This is a genomic window from Desulfoprunum sp. (assembly GCF_053613775.1).
Genome location: NZ_JBSHXH010000004.1, coordinates 1590783 through 1610777, shown reverse-complemented (window position 1 = coordinate 1610777; position 19995 = coordinate 1590783). Strand labels below are relative to the sequence as shown.

Genomic DNA, 19995 nt, shown 5'->3' with positions numbered 1-19995 from the left:
GAGGCGGACCTCCCGCCGGGAGCGGCGGGAGGTCCGCCTCCACGGAGTATGTGGTTCGTTCGTCTCATTTCCATGATACTCTCAGCCGGCAGATTGGCCAAGAGCTCGTCGTCAATGTTTGTCCGGCGCAACCGGGGGCCGATCAGACCGGGGGGAGAGAAAATCAAAAATGGTGTAAAAAATTATTGGCAAATCATTTCAAATCCGGATATAATTCTGAGTTTATTCTTGGTTGTTCTGTTGGTCAATCGCGCGTTCCATCTGGCGTTTTTGTAGATATCCAAGAATTTCGCCCGATTCTGGCGGAATGCCTGAGCGGGGATCATCCCGGCTGTACGTCTCCCTGAAGCCCTGTCGGGGCCAAAGACAGTATCTTCATTCCTGAATCTGGTTGTGTCTCATTGTCAGTTGATGAAGGGGTTGCAGTACGCTGTGACTCTTTTTGTTTTCATCCCCGCAGCCGTTGGCAGCGGGGCAAATCTGATCCGGTTGCGAGAAGCGGTAGAGGACTATACTCATGAATAAAGATTTAACAAAAGTACGGAATATCGGCATCAGCGCCCATATCGATTCGGGGAAGACGACCCTGACCGAACGTATCCTGTTTTATACCAACAGGATTCATGCCATCCACGAGGTGCGCGGCAAGGACGGCGTCGGGGCGAAGATGGATTCGATGGAACTGGAGAAGGAGCGGGGCATCACCATCCAGTCCGCGGCCACCTTCTGTTCCTGGAAGGATATCGATATCAATATCATCGATACCCCCGGCCATGTCGATTTCACCGTTGAGGTCGAACGGGCCCTGCGGGTTCTCGACGGGGCGATCCTGGTACTGTGCTCGGTCGGCGGGGTCCAGTCGCAATCGATCACCGTCAACCGCCAGATGACCCGCTACCGGGTGCCGCGCATCGCCTTCGTCAACAAGTGCGACCGGACCGGCGCCAACCCGGAGAGGGTGACCCGGCAGCTGCGGGAGAAACTCAACCTCAACGCCCACATGTTGCAGATGCCGATCGGCCTGGAAGGCGATCTGACCGGGATGGTCGATCTGGTGAAGATGCAGGCCGTCTATTTCGATGGCGAAAATGGCGAAAAGCTGCGCTACGAGGCCATTCCCGCCGCCATGGCGGCCGAGGCCGAGGAGCGGCGTCAGGCGCTGCTCGAGGAGGTCTCGATGTTCTCGGATGAGCTGATGGAGGTCGTTCTCGAAGGCGGTGACATCGATCCCGCCCTGATCTACGATGCCGTTCGCAGGGGGACCATCAATCTCGAGTTCACTCCGGTCTTTGTCGGCTCGGCGTACAAGAACAAGGGCATCCAGCTGCTGCTCGACGCCGTCGAGGCCTTCCTGCCCTGCCCGATCGATGTCGAGAACACCGCCCTCGATCTGAAGAACAACGAGGCCGAGTTCAAGGTCACCAACAACCCCGCCGATCCGCTCGTCATGCTGGCCTTCAAGCTCGAGGATGGGCGCTATGGCCAGCTGACCTATGTCCGGACCTATCAGGGCCAGGTCAGAAAGGGCGATACCATCTACAACAGCCGGACCGGCAAGAAGGTCAAGGTTGGTCGCCTCGTCCGCATGCACGCCGACGAGATGGAGGAGATCGAGGAGTGCGGTTCCGGCGACATCGTCGCCCTCTTCGGCATCGACTGCGCCTCCGGCGACACCTTTACCAGCGACCAGATCTCGTGCTCGATGAGTTCGATGCACATCCCCGAGCCGGTCATCTCGCTGGCGGTCATTCCGGTCGACAACAAGGCCCAGATCAACATGTCCAAGGCCCTCAACCGTTTCACCAAGGAAGACCCGACCTTCAAGACCTTCGTCGATCACGAGACCGGCGAGACGATCATCTCCGGTATGGGCGAACTGCACCTCGAGGTCTACATCGAGCGGATGAAGCGCGAGTACAAGGCCGAGGTCGAGGTCGGCGCGCCCCAGGTCGCCTACCGCGAGACGATCACCAACCGGGCCGATTTCAACTACACCCACAAGAAGCAGACCGGTGGTTCCGGCCAGTTCGGCCGGGTCGCCGGCTATATCGAGCCCCTGGAAGAGGGTGAGTATGAATTCGTCGACAAGATCGTCGGCGGCGTCATCCCCCGTGAGTTCATCCCCTCCTGCGACAAGGGCTTCCGGAAGAGCGTCGAGAAGGGTGCGCTCTGCGGCGCGGCGATTACCGGCGTGCGCTGCGTCATCAACGACGGCGCCTTCCATGCGGTCGACTCGTCCGACATCGCCTTCCAGCTGGCCGCCATCGGCGCCTTCAAGGACGCCTACATGAAGGCCAAGCCGGTCATAATGGAGCCGATCATGAAGGTCGCCGTCGAGGGACCGTCGGAATTCCAGGGCGCGGTCATGGGCAGCATCAACCAGCGGCGCGGCATGATCATCGGGTCGATGGAAGAGGGCAACTATACCGTGGTCGAGGCCGAGGTGCCGCTTTCCGAGATGTTCGGCTACAGCACGACGCTGCGCTCCCTGACGCAGGGCAAGGCGGAATTCACGATGGAATTCGCAACATTCAAGCCCGTGCCGAGGGGCGTCAGCGAGGAACTGGTAAAGAAATACCAGGAAGAGAAAAAGAACGGTTGATCTGCGCTGCCGAAGATTCTAGAAAGAGAACATCGACGATGGTGTTCCGGCTAAAATCCCGGTGGGCGGCGGCAGTCCAACATTGAAGAGGAATGAGGTGAGTGTATGGGTGACAGTTCTATGAAAGTCAATAATCCGATCCGGGCCCTCGGTCTGGACAACACGGCCGGCGAGGGGCTGCAGAGCATGGGCCTGGTCATTGCCCGCGCCGGGCTCGGCAAAACCGCGATACTGGTCCAGTTCGCCCTGGACTGCATGCTGCTCGGCAACAAGGTGCTGCATGTCTCCATCGGCCAGAGTGTCGACAAGACCCGCAAATGGTACGACGATATCCTGTCGATGCTGACCGATGGGGAGAAGATCGAGTCCATCCCCGAGATCATGCGCAACCGGATGATCATGACCTTCAAGGAGAGTGCCTTTACCCGGGCCAAGCTCGAGGAGCGGCTGGACGATCTGGTCAAGCAGGATATCTACAAGCCGACATGCCTGATCATCGACGGCTATGACTTCGAGCACAACGACTATGCCTCGATGGAGGAACTCCGCGGTTTCATGGGACAGCGCGGCCTGAAGATGATCTGGTTCTCGGCGGTCAGCCACCGCGAGGACAAGCGGGTCAGCGCCAACGGGGTGCCGGCGCCGTGCCACGAGGTCGACGATCTGTTCGACATCGTCCTCTTCATCAAGCCGGAGGGCGAGGCGATGAAGCTCGACATCATCAAGTGCGACGACTGCGCCGTTCATCCGGGCACCAGTCTCGGTCTCGACCCGGCGACGATGCTGATCCAGAAAAACTGATCTGCAGCATCCGACGGGTTGCAGACCGAATGGGATGAAGACAAAAAAAGCGGCCACCCCTTAAGGTGAGCCGCTTTTTCTTTGCGTATGGGGGATGCGGCGATGAGATTCAGGCCATGTATCGATCTGCACCAGGGCCGGGTGAAGCAGATAGTCGGTTCCAGTCTCGACGACGGCAATCCCGACCGACTGCAGACCAACTTCGTCGCCGACAGGCCGGCATCGTGGTTCGCCGCCCTGTACCGCGCCGACCGGTTGACGGGGGGGCATATCATCAAGCTCGGTCCGGGCAACGACGAGGCGGCGTTGTCCGCATTGACCGCCTGGCCGGGGGGGATGCAGATCGGCGGCGGAATCACCGCCGACAACGCCGGCTTCTGGCTCGACCACGGCGCCTCCCATGTCATCGTCACCTCCTACGTCTTCGACAAGGGGGCAGTCAACCGCGACCGTCTCGCCGCACTGGTGCGCAAGGTCGGCAAGGAGCGACTGGTCCTTGACCTCAGCTGCCGCCGGCGGGGTGACGACTACCTGATCGTCACCGACCGGTGGCGGAAATTCACCGATGTCGCCATCTCCGCCGCGGTCCTCGACGACCTTGGCCGCAGCTGCGACGAATTCCTGATCCATGCCGCCGATGTCGAGGGCAGGTGCAACGGGATGGAGATCGGCCTGATCGACCTGCTCGGCGCGTCCAGCCCGGTGCCGACGACCTACGCCGGCGGTATCCGCCATGTCGATGACCTGGTGCTGCTGCGGGAGAAGGGGCGGGGGCGGCTCGACTTCACCATCGGCAGCGCCCTCGACATCTTCGGCGGCACGATGATGACCTATCGCCAGGCCGTGGCCTTCAGCGGCTGATTGGATGGGTTGCCCGTTCGGCGACGATGTCCGGTTCCTCTCCAGAGAGTTTCCCGGCGATGCCGGGAAGGCCTCCCCTTACCAGTCCAACCGATATTTCCGCCGTACCCTGTCGATCACATCGAGATCGGGACTATAGGGCAAGGGCGGCGGGGCGGGCCACTCCAGGCTCAACTCCGCGGCGAACGGGGTTGTCGCCACCTGCCGGTTGTAGGCCTCGACCGCCAGGCGTTCGAGGTTGACCGTGTCCTCGATATTGTAGGCGAGCAGGGTGTGCAGTGCTCGCCGGTCGCCGGTGTGGCGGTACTCGTTCCACAGCAGGACGGCAAAATAGCCGTCCACCCCGTCCAGGGCGCCGCGGCTGATTCCCAACCCTCGCTCGCAGCCCTTCAGGCCGCCCTTGAACCCGAGTCGGGCCAGGACATAGCGCAGATCGATCTGCGCCTGGGCCAGGCGGATGCCGAAAAACCGTTCCAGGAACGGGACATCGAAGCCCTTGCCGTTATAGGTGACGAGGACCCGGAAGCGGTCGATGAAGGCGGGAAAGCGATCGAGATCCTCGCCATTGACGAAGGTTGTGACCGCGTCGCCGTCGTAGACGGCGATGGTGGTGACCTCGGCATCATCGGCGAGGCCGGTGGTCTCGATATCGAGGTAGGCGACGGCATCCCGGTAGTGGGGAAATATCCGCCAGTGTTCGCTGGCGGCCAGCCGGCCGGTGAAAAATGCCGGATCGGCGGCCAGGGCCCGGCGCGACGAGGCGAGGAGCGCCGGGATCTCGGTCGGACAGGCGGTCTTCATCGACACCGGCGGCGGTTCCCGCCACTCGTCCCAGCAGCTGATCCCGGCCTGCCACAGCCGGCGCTCCGTCTTCGGTCCCAGTCCGGGGATATGGCAGAAGGTGTGTTCGAGCATGGGCCTGCGGCGGATGCTCAGGCCGGCTGCTGGCCCTGTCCCGGGTTCTTGGCGCGGCTGTGGAAGGTCTTCCCCCCGGTGTTTTTTCTGCCGGTCAGTCCCTGCCTGGCGCCTCTTTTCCCAGTCTGCCCGGAAGATTCAATCCGGCTGAGGTGCATCGGACGTTCGTTGATCCGCACCTTCTGCAGCAGGCGGAAGATCTCGGCGGGCATGCCATAGGGCAGGTCGACGGTACTGTAGTCATCGAAGATCGAGATCTGGCCGATATGGCGACTCTCGATATCGGCCTCATTGGCGATGGCCCCGACGATATTGCCGGGCTTGACCCCGTGACGGAGGCCGACCTCGAGGCGATAGCGCTCCTTCGCCTCGTCGGCGGGAAGGGTGAGCGGCGTCCTGGCCGGGCGGCCGGTCTCCTTGCGACTCGACGGCCTTTCGGCGCGCCTGGGGGCCGTAGTGGCCATTTTCTCTTTTCGCGGTTCCGTCTCAGCCATCAGGAACGGGCGTTCGCCATGCACGAGGCGGGCCAGGGCGGACGCCAGCAGCAGGGGGTCGGTGCCGTGCTCCTGCTGGTAATCGCGGATGATCGTCTGGAACACGGTGCTGTCGGCCTCGAGGGCGCCGCTGATCCGCTCTTTGAATTTATTGATCCGCTGCTCGTTGATCGCGCGGGCCGAGGGCATGTCCATCGGCGCGATCTTCTGCCGCGTCAGCTTTTCGATGGCGCCGAGCATCCGCTGTTCGCGGGGGTGGACGAAGAGGATGGCCTCGCCGCTCCTCCCGGCCCGGCCGGTGCGGCCGACCCGGTGGATATAGGCCTCGGCGTCGAAGGGGATGTCGAAGTTGACGACGTGACTGATCCGCTCGACATCGAGGCCGCGGGCGGCGACGTCGGTGGCGACGAGGATGTCGATCCGGCCGCTCTTGAGCTGGTCGATGGTGCGCAGGCGGTTGGCCTGCTGGATGTCCCCGCTTAAAGGGGCGCAGGCATAGCCCTTGTCGGCCAGGGCCTCCGCCAGCTCCATGGTCTGCAGCTTGGTCCGGACGAAGATCAGCATGGCGTCGAATGGCTCGACCTCGAGCAGGCGCTGCAACGCTTCGAGTTTTTTGGCATAGCCGTTGGCCGGGATATAGCGCTGGTTGATCGTCGGGGCGGTGACGGTTTTGGTCTCGATGGTGATTTCGACCGGCGACGACAGATGTTTCTGGGCGATCCGCCGGATGCTCTGGGGCATGGTGGCGGAAAAAAGGGCGATCTGGCGGGTGGCCGGGGTCTGCTCGAGGATCCATTCGACATCGTCGATGAAGCCCATCTTCAGCATCTCGTCGGCCTCGTCGAGGACCAGGCTGTGGATGTGCTGAAGGTTGAGGCTGCCGCGGCGGATGTGATCCATCACCCGGCCAGGGGTGCCGACAATCACCTGGACACCGCGCTTGAGCGCGCTCAGCTGCACCCCGTAGTCCTGTCCCCCGAAGATCGCCAGGGAACGGAAGTTGTCGAGATGGCGACCGTACTGCTGGAAGGAGTCGGAGACCTGGAGGGCCAGTTCCCGGGTCGGGGCGAGGACGAGGATCTGCGGGTGAACCGGCTTCTCGGCTTTGAGGTGCATCAGCAGCGGCAGGGCGAAGGCGGCAGTCTTGCCGGTCCCGGTCTGGGCCTGGCCGACGACGTCGCGGCCGGCGAGCATATGGGGAATCATCCGGCTCTGGATCGGTGTCGGGCTTTCATACCCGGCATCTTCGAGGGCCTTGAGCAGGGGGCTGCTGAGTTGGAGGTCGGAGAACAGGGGTGTGGCGTTGGTGTCTGCGGACATGCGAATTCCTTTGGCGGTACTGGGAGACCCGCAGCGGGCGATGACGGCCGTGCCGCTGCGGAGTGAGGATGAGCGGGATATGAACAAAAGAGGGAAGTCTCGGCCTGTTGGGCTGCCGACCTCCGTGAGAATCGATATCTCTGGCGCTGATCCGGTGCGTGTCTGTCCAGTTTCAAATCCGTTACTGCAGTGAATCGCTGTCTGGTCCGACACTCATGAGTTGAACTCTGTCTTATAACCGGTTTGGAACGATTGGACAATGAATATCGTCAGGCAATCAACAGAATTCTCCCGTTACCGAGCGTCCGTTCACTCCACCTCGCCGGGAGAAGTAACCGGATAATGATATTCTCTCCGACGAACTGGGGCCAGATCTCCCCGCTTTTTGCCGAAGGCGGGACCGACGCCGAGGAAGAGGGGGAGGCGTATGTCCCGGTGCGGACCCATGATCGCCATCTCCTCGTCCAGGTGGTGCCGATCGGGAGGGAGCAGGGCGGGAGGATCCTCCTGCTGTCCGATGTCACCGAGGTCAGGAAGATGGAATCGGTGGTCGAGGCGGCCAACCTGACCGACAAGCTGGGCTACGTCTTCTCCGGCATCCGGCACGAGATCGGCAACCCGGTCAATTCGATCAAGGTCGCCCTCAATGTCCTCCGGAAGAACCTGGATCATTACGACCGGCCGACCATCGCCGAATTTGTCGACCGTTCCTTGATGGAGGTCACCCGGATCGAATACCTGCTCAAGGCGCTGAAGAACTACAGTCTCTTCGAAAGTCCGGATATCCAGCGAATCCGGATGGATGACTTCATCGGCAATTTCATTCCCCTGGTTCGGGATGAATTCGAGCGGCGCCGGGTCGAACTGCGGGTGATGTGTGCCGACGATACCGGTTGGGCCATGGCCGATCCGCGGGCGCTGCATCACGTGCTCCTCAACCTGTTGACCAATGCCGCCGATGCCGTCGAAGACCGGCCGGACGGCAAGGTCATCATCAGTGCCATGAAATCGGGGCCATGGGTGGAGATCAAGGTCGACGACAACGGCCGCGGGATCAGCGAGGCGGACCAGAAGAATCTCTTCCGGCCGTTCTTCACCTCGAAGCAGCACGGTACCGGCCTGGGACTGGTGATCGTCAGGAAGATGGTGCGCAAGATGGATGGACGGATCAACGTCACCAGTTACGAGAACTGCGGCGCCACGGTCACCGTAGCGCCGCCGGAGGCGGACGGCGATGAGCGGATTGGCCGGTAAGGTCCTGTTGGTAGTCGATGATGACCGTTTTTTCTGCGATCTGGTCCGGTCCTATTTCGCCGGCCGGGACCTCCACGTCCTCTCCGCCCAGACGATGGCCGAAGGGGAGCGACTGGGGCGACAGGAGCGGATCGACGTGGTGCTCCTCGACCAGCACCTGCCGGATGGCGACGGCGTCGATCTCTGCCCGACCCTGCTTGAGATCAACGATCTCGCCAAGATCGTCTTCATCACCGCCTATCCCAGTTTTGACAACGTTCTGGCGGCGTTGCGGCGCGGAGTCTGTGATTACCTCGCCAAACCGATCGAGATCGAGGAACTGGGGATGGTGGTCGAGAAGGTCATCCGGACCCAGGAACTCGAACGGGTCGAGCGCATCCAGACCTTCAAGAACCGGCAGGAGAGCAGGGAATACATGCTCATCGGGGCGGAAGGGGGGTTGCGGGAGGTGGCGGAACTGGTCAGGTTGTCGGCCGGCCACGATGCGTCGGTGCTGATCACCGGCGAAACCGGCACCGGCAAGAACGTGGTCGCCAGGGCCATCCATGCCCTGCGGGAGAAGGACAGCATGCCGTTCGTCGGCATCAACTGTGCGGCCCTGCCCGAGAATCTGATCGAATCGGAGCTGTTCGGCCACGAGAAAGGCGCCTTCACCGGGGCGGTGGCCACGAGAAAGGGCATCTTCGAAATGGCCGACGGCGGCACCCTGTTCCTCGACGAGATCGGCGATCTGCCCCTCCATCTGCAGGCCAAGCTGCTCGGCGTCCTCGACGACAAGCAGTTGATGCGGATCGGCGGTCAGACGGTGCGCAAGGTCGATGTCCGCATCATCGCCGCCACCAATATCGATATGCGCCAGGCGATCAGGGAGAAGCGGTTTCGGGAGGACCTGTATTACCGCCTGGCGCTGATGAAGATCCATCTCCCGCCCCTGCGTGAACGGCGGCAGGACATTCCTGAACTGTGCCGCTTCTTTCTGCGCACGACGACCCGGGACGGGAGCGTGAATCTGGAGGACGAGGAGGTCGGCCGGCTCATGGCCTACAATTGGCCCGGCAACGTGCGCGGGTTGAAGAACGTGGTGGAGCGGTCGATCATCCTGCGCCGGGGCAGCGCCATCCATCCGTCCCGTCTGCTGGAGCTCCCTGCCGTTGCACCGCTGCAAGAGGTTGCGGCGCCATCGATCGACTCGCTGTTCGAGGTCGAGAAAAGGCACATTCTGTCCGTTCTGGACCATTGCCGGGACAATCATAGCCAGGCCGCCCGACTCCTGGGCATCTCTCGCTCAACGTTATTGCGAAAATTGAGTCAGTTTTCCTGAATCGAGCTGTCGCAAATCGATACGGTGTCGCAAAACAGTACAGTCAATCTGGGACGACCTCCACTCTCTGCCTGATCCTGTCAGGTATCTGTTTGATAATTCATTATAAAAAATAAAGCTGCATCTGGCATTGCATTTGATGGGAGAAGGATACCGACTTCCTTTATCAACAGCAAAGGTCAGCCATGAAGAGCATACTCATAGTCGACGACGAATCCAGGTTGCTGCAGAGCATCCAGGCGGGTCTGAAGAGCTGTCAGGACAAATTCTCCGTCCTGACGGCCTTGAACGGCAGGGAGGCCATCGATGTGCTCGCCGGCCAGCAGGTCGATCTCGTCGTCACCGACCTGCGGATGCCGGAGGTCGACGGCTTCGAACTGCTCGCCCATATCATATCTCCCAGACCTATCCGTTTCTGCCCACCATCGTCATGACGGCCTTTGCCACCCCGGAGATCGAAGAACGGATAAGCAGCGCCGGGTCCTTCGTGTTGCTGGAAAAGCCGCTCGATTTCGACCGGCTGGCCGAGGCGATCGGCGACGGTCTCGAACAATCGGCGACGGTCTCGAACAATCGGCGAAGGACGGCACCATGGTCGGTATTTCGCTGGCCAGTTTCATGCAGCTGCCGGCGATGGAGCAGAAAACCCGCCTGCTCCAGATTCAGGCCGATTCAGGTGAGGAGGGGTTCATGTTTTTCGACGGCGGCGACCTGACCGCGGCTGTCGCCAGGGAGGCCAAGGGTGAAGAGGCGGTGTACCGGATGCTGGCTCTGGACAATGTCAAGCTGACATTTCGCAAGACGCCGACGAAAAAGGTCCGCCGCCAGATTTTCCATCAACGTGTCGGGCATCAAGCTCGCCGAGATCGGAGCCCTGGCCAACGACGTGTTGCCGAAGGCCCAGAAGGCCTCGGACCTGATGAATGTCGGTCGCGGGCAGGTGGTCCGTGTGGATGCGCCCAAGGCCCATGTCATCGCCAGGTGCCTCAACGAGTCGGAGGACTTTGCCGTCACCGCGGCGGGCAAGGCCCATCTGCACATGGTTCTGATCCTGAGCAAGGATGGCAATCTGGCGATGGCGAAGATCAAGCTGGAATCGGTCATCCATGAAGCGGCGGCCGCCTTTCGGTGATCGATGTTCATCCTCGGTCACGGTGGAGCCGCCCGGCCGGTGTGCGGGCAAACGAGAGGAACGCGGTGTATCCCCTGGCGTTCCTTCCGTTGCATGGCGGTGCATTCTTCGAAGATCAGTCGGGTTTTTTCCTCAGCGATTTGGTCAAACCCCGCCTGATCTTCGCCTTGATCCGTTTCTGTTTCGCCGCCGGCGTCGGCCGGGTGGGCCGACGGTTCTTCCTGATCATCCCTGCCTGACGGATAAGCTCGGTCAGCCGGGCGATCGCCGCCTCGCGATTCTTTTCCAGACTCCTGTATTCCTGGGCCTTGATGATGATCATGCCGTCGGCGGTGATATGGTGGTCGTGCAGGGCGAGCAGGCGCTGCTTGTAGAGATCGGGCAGTGACGATCGGCGGATATCGAACCGCAGGTGGACCGCGTTCGACACCTTGTTGACGTTCTGGCCGCCGGCCCCCTGGGCCCGGATCGAAGTCAACTCGATTTCCCGTTCCGGCAGAAAGAGACTGTCGGTAATTTGTATCTGTTGCATGGTATATCCTTCTCCTGGTAAGGTTGCAACGGCCTGATAGCAGACGACATTGCCGGGTTGCCGGCGACAGATCATTCTATACCAATGCTCCGGGAAAGTCTTCCGGAGACGGAAAACCTTCGCTCGGGGTTCAGATGACATCGCAACTCCACGACAGCGCCCGGCGGGTGCAGACCTTTCTTACCGCCCGTGGATTCCCCTGCGAGGTCAGGGAACTGCCGGGATCGACGCGGACGGCGCAGGAGGCCGCCGCGACCATCGGCTGCAGTGTCGCCCAGATCGCCAAATCCCTGGTATTTGCGGAGGCCTCATCCGGTGAGGCCATACTCGTCGTCGCTTCCGGCGAAAATCGCGTCGACCTGCACAAGATCGAGCGGGCGACGGGTCTGCGGCTCGGGCGGGCAGACGGTCGATTCGTCAAGGCCAAGGTCGGCTTCGCCATCGGCGGCATCCCACCGGCCGGCCATGACACGGCCCTGGTGACCCTGCTCGACCCGGATCTGAGAGATCACGAGGTCGTCTGGGCGGCGGCGGGGACCCCGTTCGCCGTCTTCGCCGTCGATCCGTGTCAGCTTGAAGCGATGACCGGTGGCAGATGGGTCGAACTCGCCGAGGATCGCGGCTGAAGGATGGGGGTCCGGCGCCGAGCAGGATAATCGGAGGAAAAAAATGGGAAATACAACGATTCGGTGTCCGAAATGCTCCCATGAGCAGACCAACACGGTTGAATGTGGCGCATGCGGGCTTATTTTCGCCCGCTATCGGCAACACCTGGCCCGGCAGCAGGACAAGGAGCAAGCCGCCGCCGGCAAGGGTTCCGCCACCGGTCTGAAACTGGGAGGCATTGTCCTGCTGGTGCTAACGACCGCCGGATTGACGTACTATCTGGTTCGGCCGGCGGGAGAAGAGCCGGAGCCGCCGGCACCACCCATCCGGCACCACGCCGCAGTCCCGGAGCAGTCGGTGGCAGAGGAGAAGACACCGCCGCCGCCAACGGTTGCGGCCGGCGGCGAGGCGGTTGCAGCACGCGGCAGCTCGATCGAGGAGGCCCGCAATGCCACGGTTTCGCTCGAGACCCCGTGGGGGACCGGTTCGGGTTTTTTCGTCACCAAGAACTATATCGTCACCAACCGCCACGTGGTCGAGGTCGACCAGCAGGGACTGGCCGAGACCAGGTCGAAGGTGGAAACCTTTCGCCGGCTCGTCGAGTTGGAACAGGAGAAACTGGAGCAGTTGCGGCAGGAGATGGGGCGGCTGCCGGATGGGCCGTCGCGGCAGCAGTTGGCCCTGATCCTCGAGACCCGCGAGGCCGAATTGGCCCGGATCGTGCCGCAGCTCGAAGCGGGCGAGGCTCAGGTCGCGGCGATGGAAAGGGGGACCTCCGCCTCCGATATCAAGGTCATCCTCGCCGACGGCCGGGAGTTGACGGCCGATTTTGTTCAGCTCAGCACCCGGCATGACCTGGCGCTGCTGGCCTTGCACACCGTCGACAACCCGTATCTGCGGAGAGCCCCGCTTGATCGCCGGCTGCAGCAGGGCGAAAAGGTCTACACGATCGGCAGTCCCGTCGGCCTGCGTCATACCGTGACCTCGGGGATCTTTTCCGGTTACCGGGTGCGAACCGACGACGGCGGGGTCCTGCTGCAGACCGACGCCGCGATCAATCCCGGCAACAGCGGCGGGCCGCTGATCGATGAGAAGGGCTATGTCTTCGGGGTCAATACGATGATCCTCAGGGACACCGAAGGTATCGGCTTCGCCATCCCGATCGGGGTGGTATTCGAGGAATTCATCTCCCTGCTGCGCTGAACCCGGGGGTAACGGTGCCACGGGTAATTGCCGGGCAATGAACTCTCAGTCGCCTTCCTGGCCGGCCAGCCAACCGGTGGAGAAGGCGGCCTGGAGGTTGTAGCCGCCGGTATCGGCATGGAGATCGAGCAGTTCGCCGACGATGAAGAGTCCCCTGGTCAACCGGGATTCCATGGTCCGCGGATCGATTTCCCGCAGATCGACCCCGCCGGCGGTGATGATGGCCTCGTCGAAGGAACGGTGGCCGGTGATGGGCAGACGGAAATTCTTCAGCCAGGCGATCAGCCTTTTCCTCTCGTCATTGCTGATCGTGCCGGCCGTTTTTTTCGCCTCGAGCCCGTTCTGTTCGAGGCAGATCGGCACCATTTCCCGGGGCAGCAGCGCCCTGAGGACGCTGGCGGCCGGTTCGCCGCTGCGGCCGGTGAAGTCCCGCTGCAGCCGCAGATCGAGCTGGGCCTCGGACAACGCCGGTTTGAGGTCGATGGCGAGGGCCACCTTTCTGCCTTGACGCAGACTGTCGACGACCAGATGGCTGAACGACAGGACGAGCGGGCCGTTCACCCCGAAGCCGGTGAAGCAGAGCTCGCCGAAATCCTGGTACTGCCGTTTGCCGTCGATGAAGACCCGGGCCTCGATATTTTTGAGGCTGAGCCCGGCCAACCTCTTCGCCAAGGCCCCCTCCGACTCCAGCGGCACCAGGGCGGGGCGGATCGCCACGATGCTGTGGCCCGCCTGTCCCGCCAGCCGATAGCCGTCCCCGGTCGAACCGGTGCGGGGATAGGAGGCGCCGCCGGTGGCGAGGATCACCTTGCCGCCCTCGATCGGCGCCCCCTTGCTGACCACCCCGTGGATTCGGCCGTTGTCGATGACCAGCGACTCGACCGGGGCCGAGCAGCGGATCTCGACGCCCTGCCGCTCGGCCCATTGCCGCAGGACCTTCAATACCTCGAGGGCCTTGCCGCAGGTGGGAAACACCCGCCCGCCCCGTTCGGTACTCAGCGCCAGCCCCCGACCTTCAAAAAAAGTGATCAGCTCCGGTGAGAAAAATCGGGCGAAGGCCTGGTGCAGAAAACGGCCATTGCTGCCAAAATGTTTTATGAAATCGGAAATTTCGGCGATATTGGTGAGGTTGCAGCGGCCCTTGCCGGTGATGCCGAGCTTGCGTCCCGGCTTGGCCATCTTTTCGAGCAGCAGCACCGGCCTGCCGGCTGCGGCGGCCTCGCCGGCAGCCATCAGCCCGGCGGGTCCGCCGCCGATGACGATCACCCGGTGGCGGTTCATGAGCAGGAAGACCCATAGCAGATATGACCGGTGGTGCCGTTGATCGTGATCAATTGCCCGTTTTCGAAGAGTGATGTGGCGTTGTGGACGTTGCAGACCACCGGGATTCCGAGTTCCCGCCCGACGATCGCGGCATGCGAGGTGAGACCCGGCTGTTCGGCGATGATCCCCTTGACCCGGCCGAGCTGTTCGAGCATCGCCTGGTTGGTTGACGAGACAACGACGATGACCTCCTCCGGCAGGTTGTTCCAGTCGCTGTCGGTCTCGATGATCCGCACCAGGCCGTGGGCGGTGGTCGAGCCGATCCCCTGGCCGGAGAAGCAGATGTCGGCGACGGTGTGGACTTTGAGCATGTTGGTGGTTCCCGGCGTCTGCAGCGGCATGCCGGCGGTGATCACGACCAGGTCGCCATTGGTGATGAGCTGGGCCTGGGTGGCGATATGGATGGCCCGGTCGAGCTGTTCGTCCATCGTCGAGGCCGAAGCGCAGTACAGCGGCACCACTCCCCGGACCAGTTGGAGTTGGCGGATCGTCTCCAGTTGCGGGCTGACGGCGATGATCGGGGCCTTGGGCCGGTGCCGGGCGACCATCCTGGCGGTGGAACCGGAGGTGGTGGCGGTGATGATCGCCGCGGCATCGAGATCGGCGGCGGTGGCGCAGCAGGCATAGGAGATCGAGTCGGTGACCACCTGGCGGCGGTGGCGCAGTCCTGACGCCAGGATGGCGTCATAATCGAGGGCGAGTTCCGAGATCCTGGCACAGCGGGTGAGGAAGCGGATGGCCTCGACGGGGTAGCGTCCGGTTGCCGTTTCGGCCGAGAGCATCACCGCGTCGGTGCCGTCGAAGATCGCGTTCGTCACGTCGCTGGCCTCGGCCCTGGTCGGGGTGGGGCTGGTGATCATCGATTCGAGCATCTGGGTGGCGGTGATCACCGGTTTGCCGGCGAGATTGGCATGGTGAATGATCCGCTTCTGGATGATCGGCACCTCTTCCGCCGGCATCTCGACCCCCAGGTCGCCCCGGGCGACCATCAGGCCCTCCGCCGCCTCGAGGATTTCGTCGAGATTGTCGACGCCCTGGCGGTTTTCGATCTTGGCGATGATCGCCTGGCGGCCGCCGTGTTCCTCGATGATCCTGCGGACTTCCCAGACATCGCCGGCGCTGCGGACGAACGAGGCAGCGATGAAATCGACATTTTTGGCGATCCCGAAGGCGATATCGTCGATATCCTCATCGGTCAGGGACGGCAGATCGATGACGGTGTCGGGCAGGCTGACCCGTTTCCGGCTCATCAGGCGGCCGCCGGCGACCACCCGGGTGATGACGTCGCCGCCCTCGATCCGGATGACGGTGAGGGCGAGCTTGCCGTCGTCGAGAAGAATCGAATGGCCTTCCTGCGCCTGGGCGGCGAATTCCGGATAATTGACGGCGATGCGGGTCTCCGAGCAGGTAGCCGGATCCGAGGTGATGGTCAGCTCCTGGCCGTCTTGAAGGATCAGGTCGGCCTTCAGGTCGCCGACCCGGATCTCGGGACCGCGGGTGTCGAGGAGGATGGCGGTGTCGGTATCGGCCCGGCGTCGGGCCTTCTTCACCAGGTCGATGAGTCGTCCGTGGGTCTGCCGGTCGCCGTGGGAGAGATTGATCCTGGCGACATTCATGCCGGCATCGATGAAGGCGAAGACCTCGTCCTCCGTCTGGCTGCGGGGACCGAGGGTGGCGACGATCTTGGTCTTGTTCATGGTCTCTGTATTCCTGATGACAGGAGGGATCGGGCGGAAAATGCCGATCCGGATGGTTGCTGGCCGGGGGCGGGGAATCACCGTACCGGGTAAAAATTACTACAACCTGCCGGAAAGAAAAAGAACAAAAACAGCGGTGGAGGATCGGCGCGGGGTCCGGCGACCCATCGGCGGCGGGGGAACGGCGCTGCCGGCGGCGAGCGGCGGTTGCGGCAAAAACGTTAGAGGTATCTTTCACCCCGCTGCTGTGCTATATTGGGTCCCTTCAATTCGGCAACAACCTGAAAGAACATTTGAACAACCTGCGGAACCGAGGGACATAGAAATGACGGAAGCGAGAAAAGGCGATAATGTGAAGGTCCATTACACCGGCAGGCTGGAGGACGGGACGGTCTTCGACAGCTCCAACGGCAAGGATCCGCTCGAATTCACCGTCGGCAGCGGCCAGGTCATCGCCGGCTTCGACGAGGCGGTCGTCGGCATGGCGACCGGGCAGTCGAAGACCGTCCATATTCCGGTCGACAAGGCCTACGGCGCCCGCAACGAAGAGATGGTGATCACCGCTCCGCTCGAGCATGTGCCGCCGGGCCTGGATCCGGAGCTGGGCATGCGCCTGGAGATGGGCGGCGCCAACGGTGAATTGATCCGGGTGGTCGTCACCGAGATCACCGACAGCCAGATCACCCTTGACGCCAATCCGCCGCTGGCCGGCAAGGCCCTGACCTTCGAGATCGAGTTGGTGGCGATCGGCTAGATCCGGGGCCCGCCGTTCGGACCGACGAAGAATGCGGCGTGGTTGGAGGTGAAGAACGGCGGGTCACGCTGAAGGATGGCCCGGATCGCCGGCCGGCGCTTGAACTCGCGGTCGAGAAAGCGACGGATCTCCCGCCGTCCCCAGCCTCGCGGGTGGCGAAAGTCATGGTAGAGCGTGAGGTCGCCCTGGTGCCGGGTGGTGATCTCCAGTTCCGACACCTCCCCGCTGCCGACCGGCAGGTTGAAGATCGCGAGGTTGAGGAAGGTGATCAGTTGGTGGTGACCGGCGACGAAGGCCAGCGTCTCCCTCGCCTCTTCGATCGATTCGCCGGGGGTGCCGAACAGGAGGTAGACGTAGGTCGCAATACCGGCTCCGGCCAGGGCCTCGAGCGCTTTCGATACCTGCCGGACATCGATCCCCTTGTTCATGCCGTCCAGCACCTGCTGTGATCCCGACTCGATGCCGAGCTTGAGCATGACGCACCCGGCCTGTCGCAGCTCCCGGCAGTAGTCGGGATCGGCCAGGCGATCGTTGACGCGGGCGAAGCCGTACCAAGGGACTCCCGGCGGACGGTCGATCAGGGCCCGCAGCACCGCCGGACTGACGGCGTTGTCGAGAAAGTGCAGCAGGCGTGGCTTATAGGCCGTGACCAGGCCGGCGAGTTCGTCCATAACCGTCGGCGGGGTGAGGGGGAGATAGGGGTTGGCCTCGCTGGTCTCCGGGCAGAAGGAGCATTTTCGCCAGTAGCACCCGGATGCGGCGGCGTAGGGGAGGATGAAGCCGGGGGCGAGATAGGGAAGGTCGACGAGCCCGCTGTAGTCGGGGATCTCCTTGCGACAAGATGGTTCCACGCCGAGCAGGGCGAGCAGCGGCCCCTCCCCGGGCCCGGCGACGAGATGATCGACCAGGCCGGTGAACGGGTTGCGCCAGGATGGGTTGCGCAGCCAGGTGGTCACCAGGCCGCCGCCGAGGACGATTGGAATCGCCGGCGCCTGCGCCCGCAGAAAGCCGATGATGGCGAAGGTGGTGAGGGCCTGGCCGAGATAATTGAGCGACAGGCCGATGAGCGGCGGCGTCTCGTCCTCCAGCAATTGCGTCAGGCGTCTCGAAAAATGCGGGAAGAATATATTCCCCCGGTAACTCCGGGCCGCTTTGATCAGGTCGTCGCTGACCGCTGGCGAGAGGGCTCCGTCGTGGTAGTTGGCAAACGACAGGTGCAGCCCCTGTACCCCGCCGGCGGTTTCCAGCACCCGGTTGCAGTCTCTGACCGCCCGCTGGTATCGGGCCGGTGTGTGGTAGAGATCCGGGCCCTGCAGGGCCGTGATATTGGCGGCGAGGTTCCGGCCGGCCCGCCGGCTCCAGGCGTCGGAGGCCGGCGGGGCGGAGCCGAGGACATGGAGCATCGCCTCGAGATTGAGATCGCAGACCCGGCAGGGGTGATTGCCGCCCCGCAGCGCGGCGGCCAGGTGGGCAAGGGCGGCCGGCGGTTCGCCGGGCTTGGCGGCGGGGGGGTGAAGGAGCAGCATCGGCAGTGACCTGTCGGGACGAAGAGAGCAGCCGGACCAGCGTCAGGCGGTGATTCCGGCCATGGCGACGATGCGGCCGGCTGCGCTTCGATCTCCTGGATAGAAATTGACATCGTGAAATGGGTCACTATATACTGGGCACCGGCAAAAGACCAGCGTGCTGTGCGGTCTCCCTCCGGACTGAGGCCGGCAAAGGCAGGCGGCTGTGACCGGGAAGTCGGCATCGGAACGAAATGAAACCAATCAGGCAGACAACCATCCTCACCATCGACGATGAGGCCGTTATCCGTCGGAGCATCCATGCCTATCTCGAGGATTACGACTATCGGGTGGTCGATCAATGACATGTCGATCCTCAAACATGCCATTGAACAGGGGCTCGAGCTGGCCCGCAAGATCCTGGCCGTGCGGCCGAACATCCCGGTCATCCTCTATACCGGTTACTCCGCCTCCGTCAACGGCCGCGAGGCGAAGCGGATCGGCATCCGCGAATTCATGATGAAGCCGCTGTCGATGACTCATCTTGCCCTGACGATCCGCCGGGTCCTCAACAGCGCCTGATCCCTCCGTCCTTGAATATCCGTCCCTCCGGCTTCGTTCCGCACCGCCCGGCCCCGGCGGCCATTCCCGTTTTGGCATGACAAATCGACGGTCTCCTGTTACACTGACTGCCTGTACTGAAGGTCGCCTGTCGCGACATCCAGCCAACCTGAATGAAAGGATATTGCTATGAATTCCGTATGGATAAAAATTCTGCCGGTGCTGCTTGTCTTCTTTGCCGTTTCGCTGATCGAAACCGGATTGGTCGTCGACACGGCCGATGCCCGATCCCGGGGTGGCGGCAGATCGTTCAGCACGGCCCCGAGAAAGGCCCCGGTCCAGAATACCCAGCCGGGGGCGACGACCAACCGGAGCGGCAGCTTCAGCCGGGGCCTGATGGGAGGGCTGGTCGGCGGGGCCCTGGGCGGCCTGCTGTTCGGCTCGATGTTCGGCGCCCCGGGCAGCGGCATGGGCATCCTGCCGATCCTGCTGCTGGCCGGTATCGCCTATTTTCTCTATCGCAAAATGTCGGCCTCGCGCTCCGGAAACTCGTCGTCGGGTGTATTTCCGGGCGGGCAGCGCGGTCCGGTCGGTCCAGTCGGTGGTGGCGGCTTCCCGATGCCGTCCGCCCCCCCTCCACCGCCGCCGGGATCGGTGGCGGACCTCGATGACGGCCTGGCCGAGATCAGGAGGAGCGACCGGAACTTTGATCCCAAGCATTTCACCGAGGTTGCCTCGGATGTCTTCTTCCAGGTCCAGGCCGGCTGGATGCGACGCGATCTCGATTCCTATCGCCATCTCCTGGGTACCCAGCTGGCCGGTGAGTACGAACAGGAATTCGCCGAGATGCGCCGTCTCGGCCACATCAACAAGCTCGAGAGCATCGCCATCCGCCGGGTGGAGATCACCGCCGCCGGCAGCGACGGCCGGGAGGACTTCGTCACCGTCCACTTCCTCGCCAACCTCCTCGATTACACGGTCGATGAGAAGACCAGCGAGGTGGTGGCCGGCAGCATGACCACACCGGTCAAATTCGAGGAGGAGTGGACCTGGGCGCGCCCCACCGGTACCCAGGAATGGCGTCTCGAGGGGATCAAGGTGGTCAACGGTTGAC

Annotated in this window: 20 protein-coding genes; 14 read left to right on the top strand and 6 right to left on the bottom strand. The window is 62.8% G+C overall.

Annotation, left to right across the window (positions count from 1 at the left end; all coding sequences use genetic code 11):
• Positions 1-50: 50 nt before the first annotated feature.
• From ACWGKN_RS11300 to hisA, 4 genes are all read left to right on the top strand, one after another.
• Positions 51-347, top strand: a complete 297-nt coding sequence (locus tag ACWGKN_RS11300; protein WP_452095228.1) for a hypothetical protein — start codon at positions 51-53, stop codon at positions 345-347.
• A 170-nt stretch (positions 348-517) separates the two neighbouring features.
• Positions 518-2602, top strand: coding sequence for an elongation factor G (gene fusA / locus ACWGKN_RS11295; RefSeq protein WP_035228876.1), 2085 nt, complete (start codon positions 518-520; stop codon positions 2600-2602).
• A gap of 120 nt (positions 2603-2722) precedes the next feature.
• Positions 2723-3403 (top strand): P-loop NTPase family protein, encoded by a 681-nt coding sequence (locus ACWGKN_RS11290; protein WP_424254652.1) that lies wholly within the window; start codon positions 2723-2725, stop codon positions 3401-3403.
• A gap of 102 nt (positions 3404-3505) precedes the next feature.
• Positions 3506-4264, top strand: a complete 759-nt coding sequence (gene hisA / locus ACWGKN_RS11285; RefSeq protein ID WP_424254650.1) for a phosphoribosylformimino-5-aminoimidazole carboxamide ribotide isomerase — start codon at positions 3506-3508, stop codon at positions 4262-4264.
• Positions 4265-4342: 78 nt separating this feature from the next.
• On the opposite strand, the gene ACWGKN_RS11280 is transcribed toward hisA, so the two are convergent.
• Together ACWGKN_RS11280 and ACWGKN_RS11275 are read right to left on the bottom strand one after the other, a co-directional pair.
• A complete protein-coding gene (locus tag ACWGKN_RS11280) occupies positions 4343-5179 on the bottom strand; it encodes a ribonuclease H-like domain-containing protein (RefSeq protein WP_452095227.1) in 837 nt (278 codons plus the stop codon).
• Between the two features lie 17 nt (positions 5180-5196).
• On the bottom strand, positions 5197-6993 hold the full coding sequence (locus ACWGKN_RS11275; RefSeq protein ID WP_424254646.1) for a DEAD/DEAH box helicase: 1797 nt from the start codon (positions 6991-6993) through the stop codon (positions 5197-5199).
• A gap of 342 nt (positions 6994-7335) precedes the next feature.
• On the opposite strand from ACWGKN_RS11275, the gene ACWGKN_RS11270 reads away from it, so the two are divergent.
• The 5 genes from ACWGKN_RS11270 (at position 7336) to ACWGKN_RS11250 (ending at position 10678) form a co-directional block, all read left to right on the top strand.
• Positions 7336-8247 carry a sensor histidine kinase gene (locus ACWGKN_RS11270; RefSeq protein ID WP_035228872.1) on the top strand — a complete coding sequence of 304 codons (912 nt, stop codon included), beginning with the start codon at positions 7336-7338 and terminating at the stop codon, positions 8245-8247.
• Positions 8228-9568 carry a sigma-54-dependent transcriptional regulator gene (locus ACWGKN_RS11265; RefSeq protein WP_424254642.1) on the top strand — a complete coding sequence of 447 codons (1341 nt, stop codon included), beginning with the start codon at positions 8228-8230 and terminating at the stop codon, positions 9566-9568. Before ACWGKN_RS11270 ends, ACWGKN_RS11265 begins: the two co-directional genes overlap by 20 nt.
• A gap of 185 nt (positions 9569-9753) precedes the next feature.
• The gene (locus tag ACWGKN_RS11260) at positions 9754-10002 is read left to right on the top strand and encodes a response regulator (RefSeq protein ID WP_452095226.1); all 249 of its coding nucleotides are present in this window, start codon (positions 9754-9756) and stop codon (positions 10000-10002) included.
• Entirely contained in the window at positions 9999-10283 is a 285-nt protein-coding gene (locus ACWGKN_RS11255; protein WP_452095337.1) for a hypothetical protein, read from the top strand. Before ACWGKN_RS11260 ends, ACWGKN_RS11255 begins: the two co-directional genes overlap by 4 nt.
• Positions 10187-10678 carry a DUF4388 domain-containing protein gene (locus ACWGKN_RS11250; RefSeq protein WP_452095327.1) on the top strand — a complete coding sequence of 164 codons (492 nt, stop codon included), beginning with the start codon at positions 10187-10189 and terminating at the stop codon, positions 10676-10678. Before ACWGKN_RS11255 ends, ACWGKN_RS11250 begins: the two co-directional genes overlap by 97 nt.
• Before the next feature lie 137 nt (positions 10679-10815).
• Here the strand turns inward: ACWGKN_RS11250 and arfB are convergent, their stop codons facing one another.
• Positions 10816-11232, bottom strand: coding sequence for an alternative ribosome rescue aminoacyl-tRNA hydrolase ArfB (arfB, locus tag ACWGKN_RS11245; protein ID WP_035228869.1), 417 nt, complete (start codon positions 11230-11232; stop codon positions 10816-10818).
• Between the two features lie 134 nt (positions 11233-11366).
• Here arfB and ACWGKN_RS11240 point away from each other — a divergent pair, with 134 nt between their 5' ends.
• Both ACWGKN_RS11240 and ACWGKN_RS11235 read left to right on the top strand, forming a co-directional pair.
• On the top strand, positions 11367-11858 hold the full coding sequence (locus ACWGKN_RS11240; protein ID WP_452095225.1) for a YbaK/EbsC family protein: 492 nt from the start codon (positions 11367-11369) through the stop codon (positions 11856-11858).
• A gap of 43 nt (positions 11859-11901) precedes the next feature.
• Positions 11902-13041 (top strand): S1C family serine protease, encoded by a 1140-nt coding sequence (locus tag ACWGKN_RS11235; RefSeq protein ID WP_452095224.1) that lies wholly within the window; start codon positions 11902-11904, stop codon positions 13039-13041.
• A 45-nt stretch (positions 13042-13086) separates the two neighbouring features.
• On the opposite strand, the gene ACWGKN_RS11230 is transcribed toward ACWGKN_RS11235, so the two are convergent.
• Positions 13087-14322, bottom strand: coding sequence for a BaiN/RdsA family NAD(P)/FAD-dependent oxidoreductase (locus ACWGKN_RS11230; protein ID WP_424255438.1), 1236 nt, complete (start codon positions 14320-14322; stop codon positions 13087-13089).
• Positions 14319-16061 (bottom strand): pyruvate kinase, encoded by a 1743-nt coding sequence (gene pyk, locus ACWGKN_RS11225; protein ID WP_424255440.1) that lies wholly within the window; start codon positions 16059-16061, stop codon positions 14319-14321. Before pyk ends, ACWGKN_RS11230 begins: the two co-directional genes overlap by 4 nt.
• A gap of 325 nt (positions 16062-16386) precedes the next feature.
• On the opposite strand from pyk, the gene ACWGKN_RS11220 reads away from it, so the two are divergent.
• On the top strand, positions 16387-16815 hold the full coding sequence (locus tag ACWGKN_RS11220; protein ID WP_035228865.1) for an FKBP-type peptidyl-prolyl cis-trans isomerase: 429 nt from the start codon (positions 16387-16389) through the stop codon (positions 16813-16815).
• Here the strand turns inward: ACWGKN_RS11220 and ACWGKN_RS11215 are convergent.
• Positions 16812-18341: a B12-binding domain-containing radical SAM protein gene (locus tag ACWGKN_RS11215; protein WP_452095223.1), complete on the bottom strand. Its 1530-nt coding sequence runs from the start codon at positions 18339-18341 to the stop codon at positions 16812-16814. The genes ACWGKN_RS11220 and ACWGKN_RS11215 overlap by 4 nt on opposite strands.
• Positions 18342-18686: 345 nt before the next feature.
• Here ACWGKN_RS11215 and ACWGKN_RS11210 point away from each other — a divergent pair, with 345 nt between their 5' ends.
• Both ACWGKN_RS11210 and ACWGKN_RS11205 read left to right on the top strand, forming a co-directional pair.
• Complete coding sequence (locus ACWGKN_RS11210) at positions 18687-18902, top strand: response regulator (protein WP_035228861.1); 216 nt, start codon at positions 18687-18689, stop codon at positions 18900-18902.
• A 168-nt stretch (positions 18903-19070) separates the two neighbouring features.
• Positions 19071-19994, top strand: a complete 924-nt coding sequence (locus tag ACWGKN_RS11205) for a Tim44 domain-containing protein (RefSeq protein WP_035228859.1) — start codon at positions 19071-19073, stop codon at positions 19992-19994.
• The last annotated feature ends 1 nt before the right edge of the window (position 19995 follow it).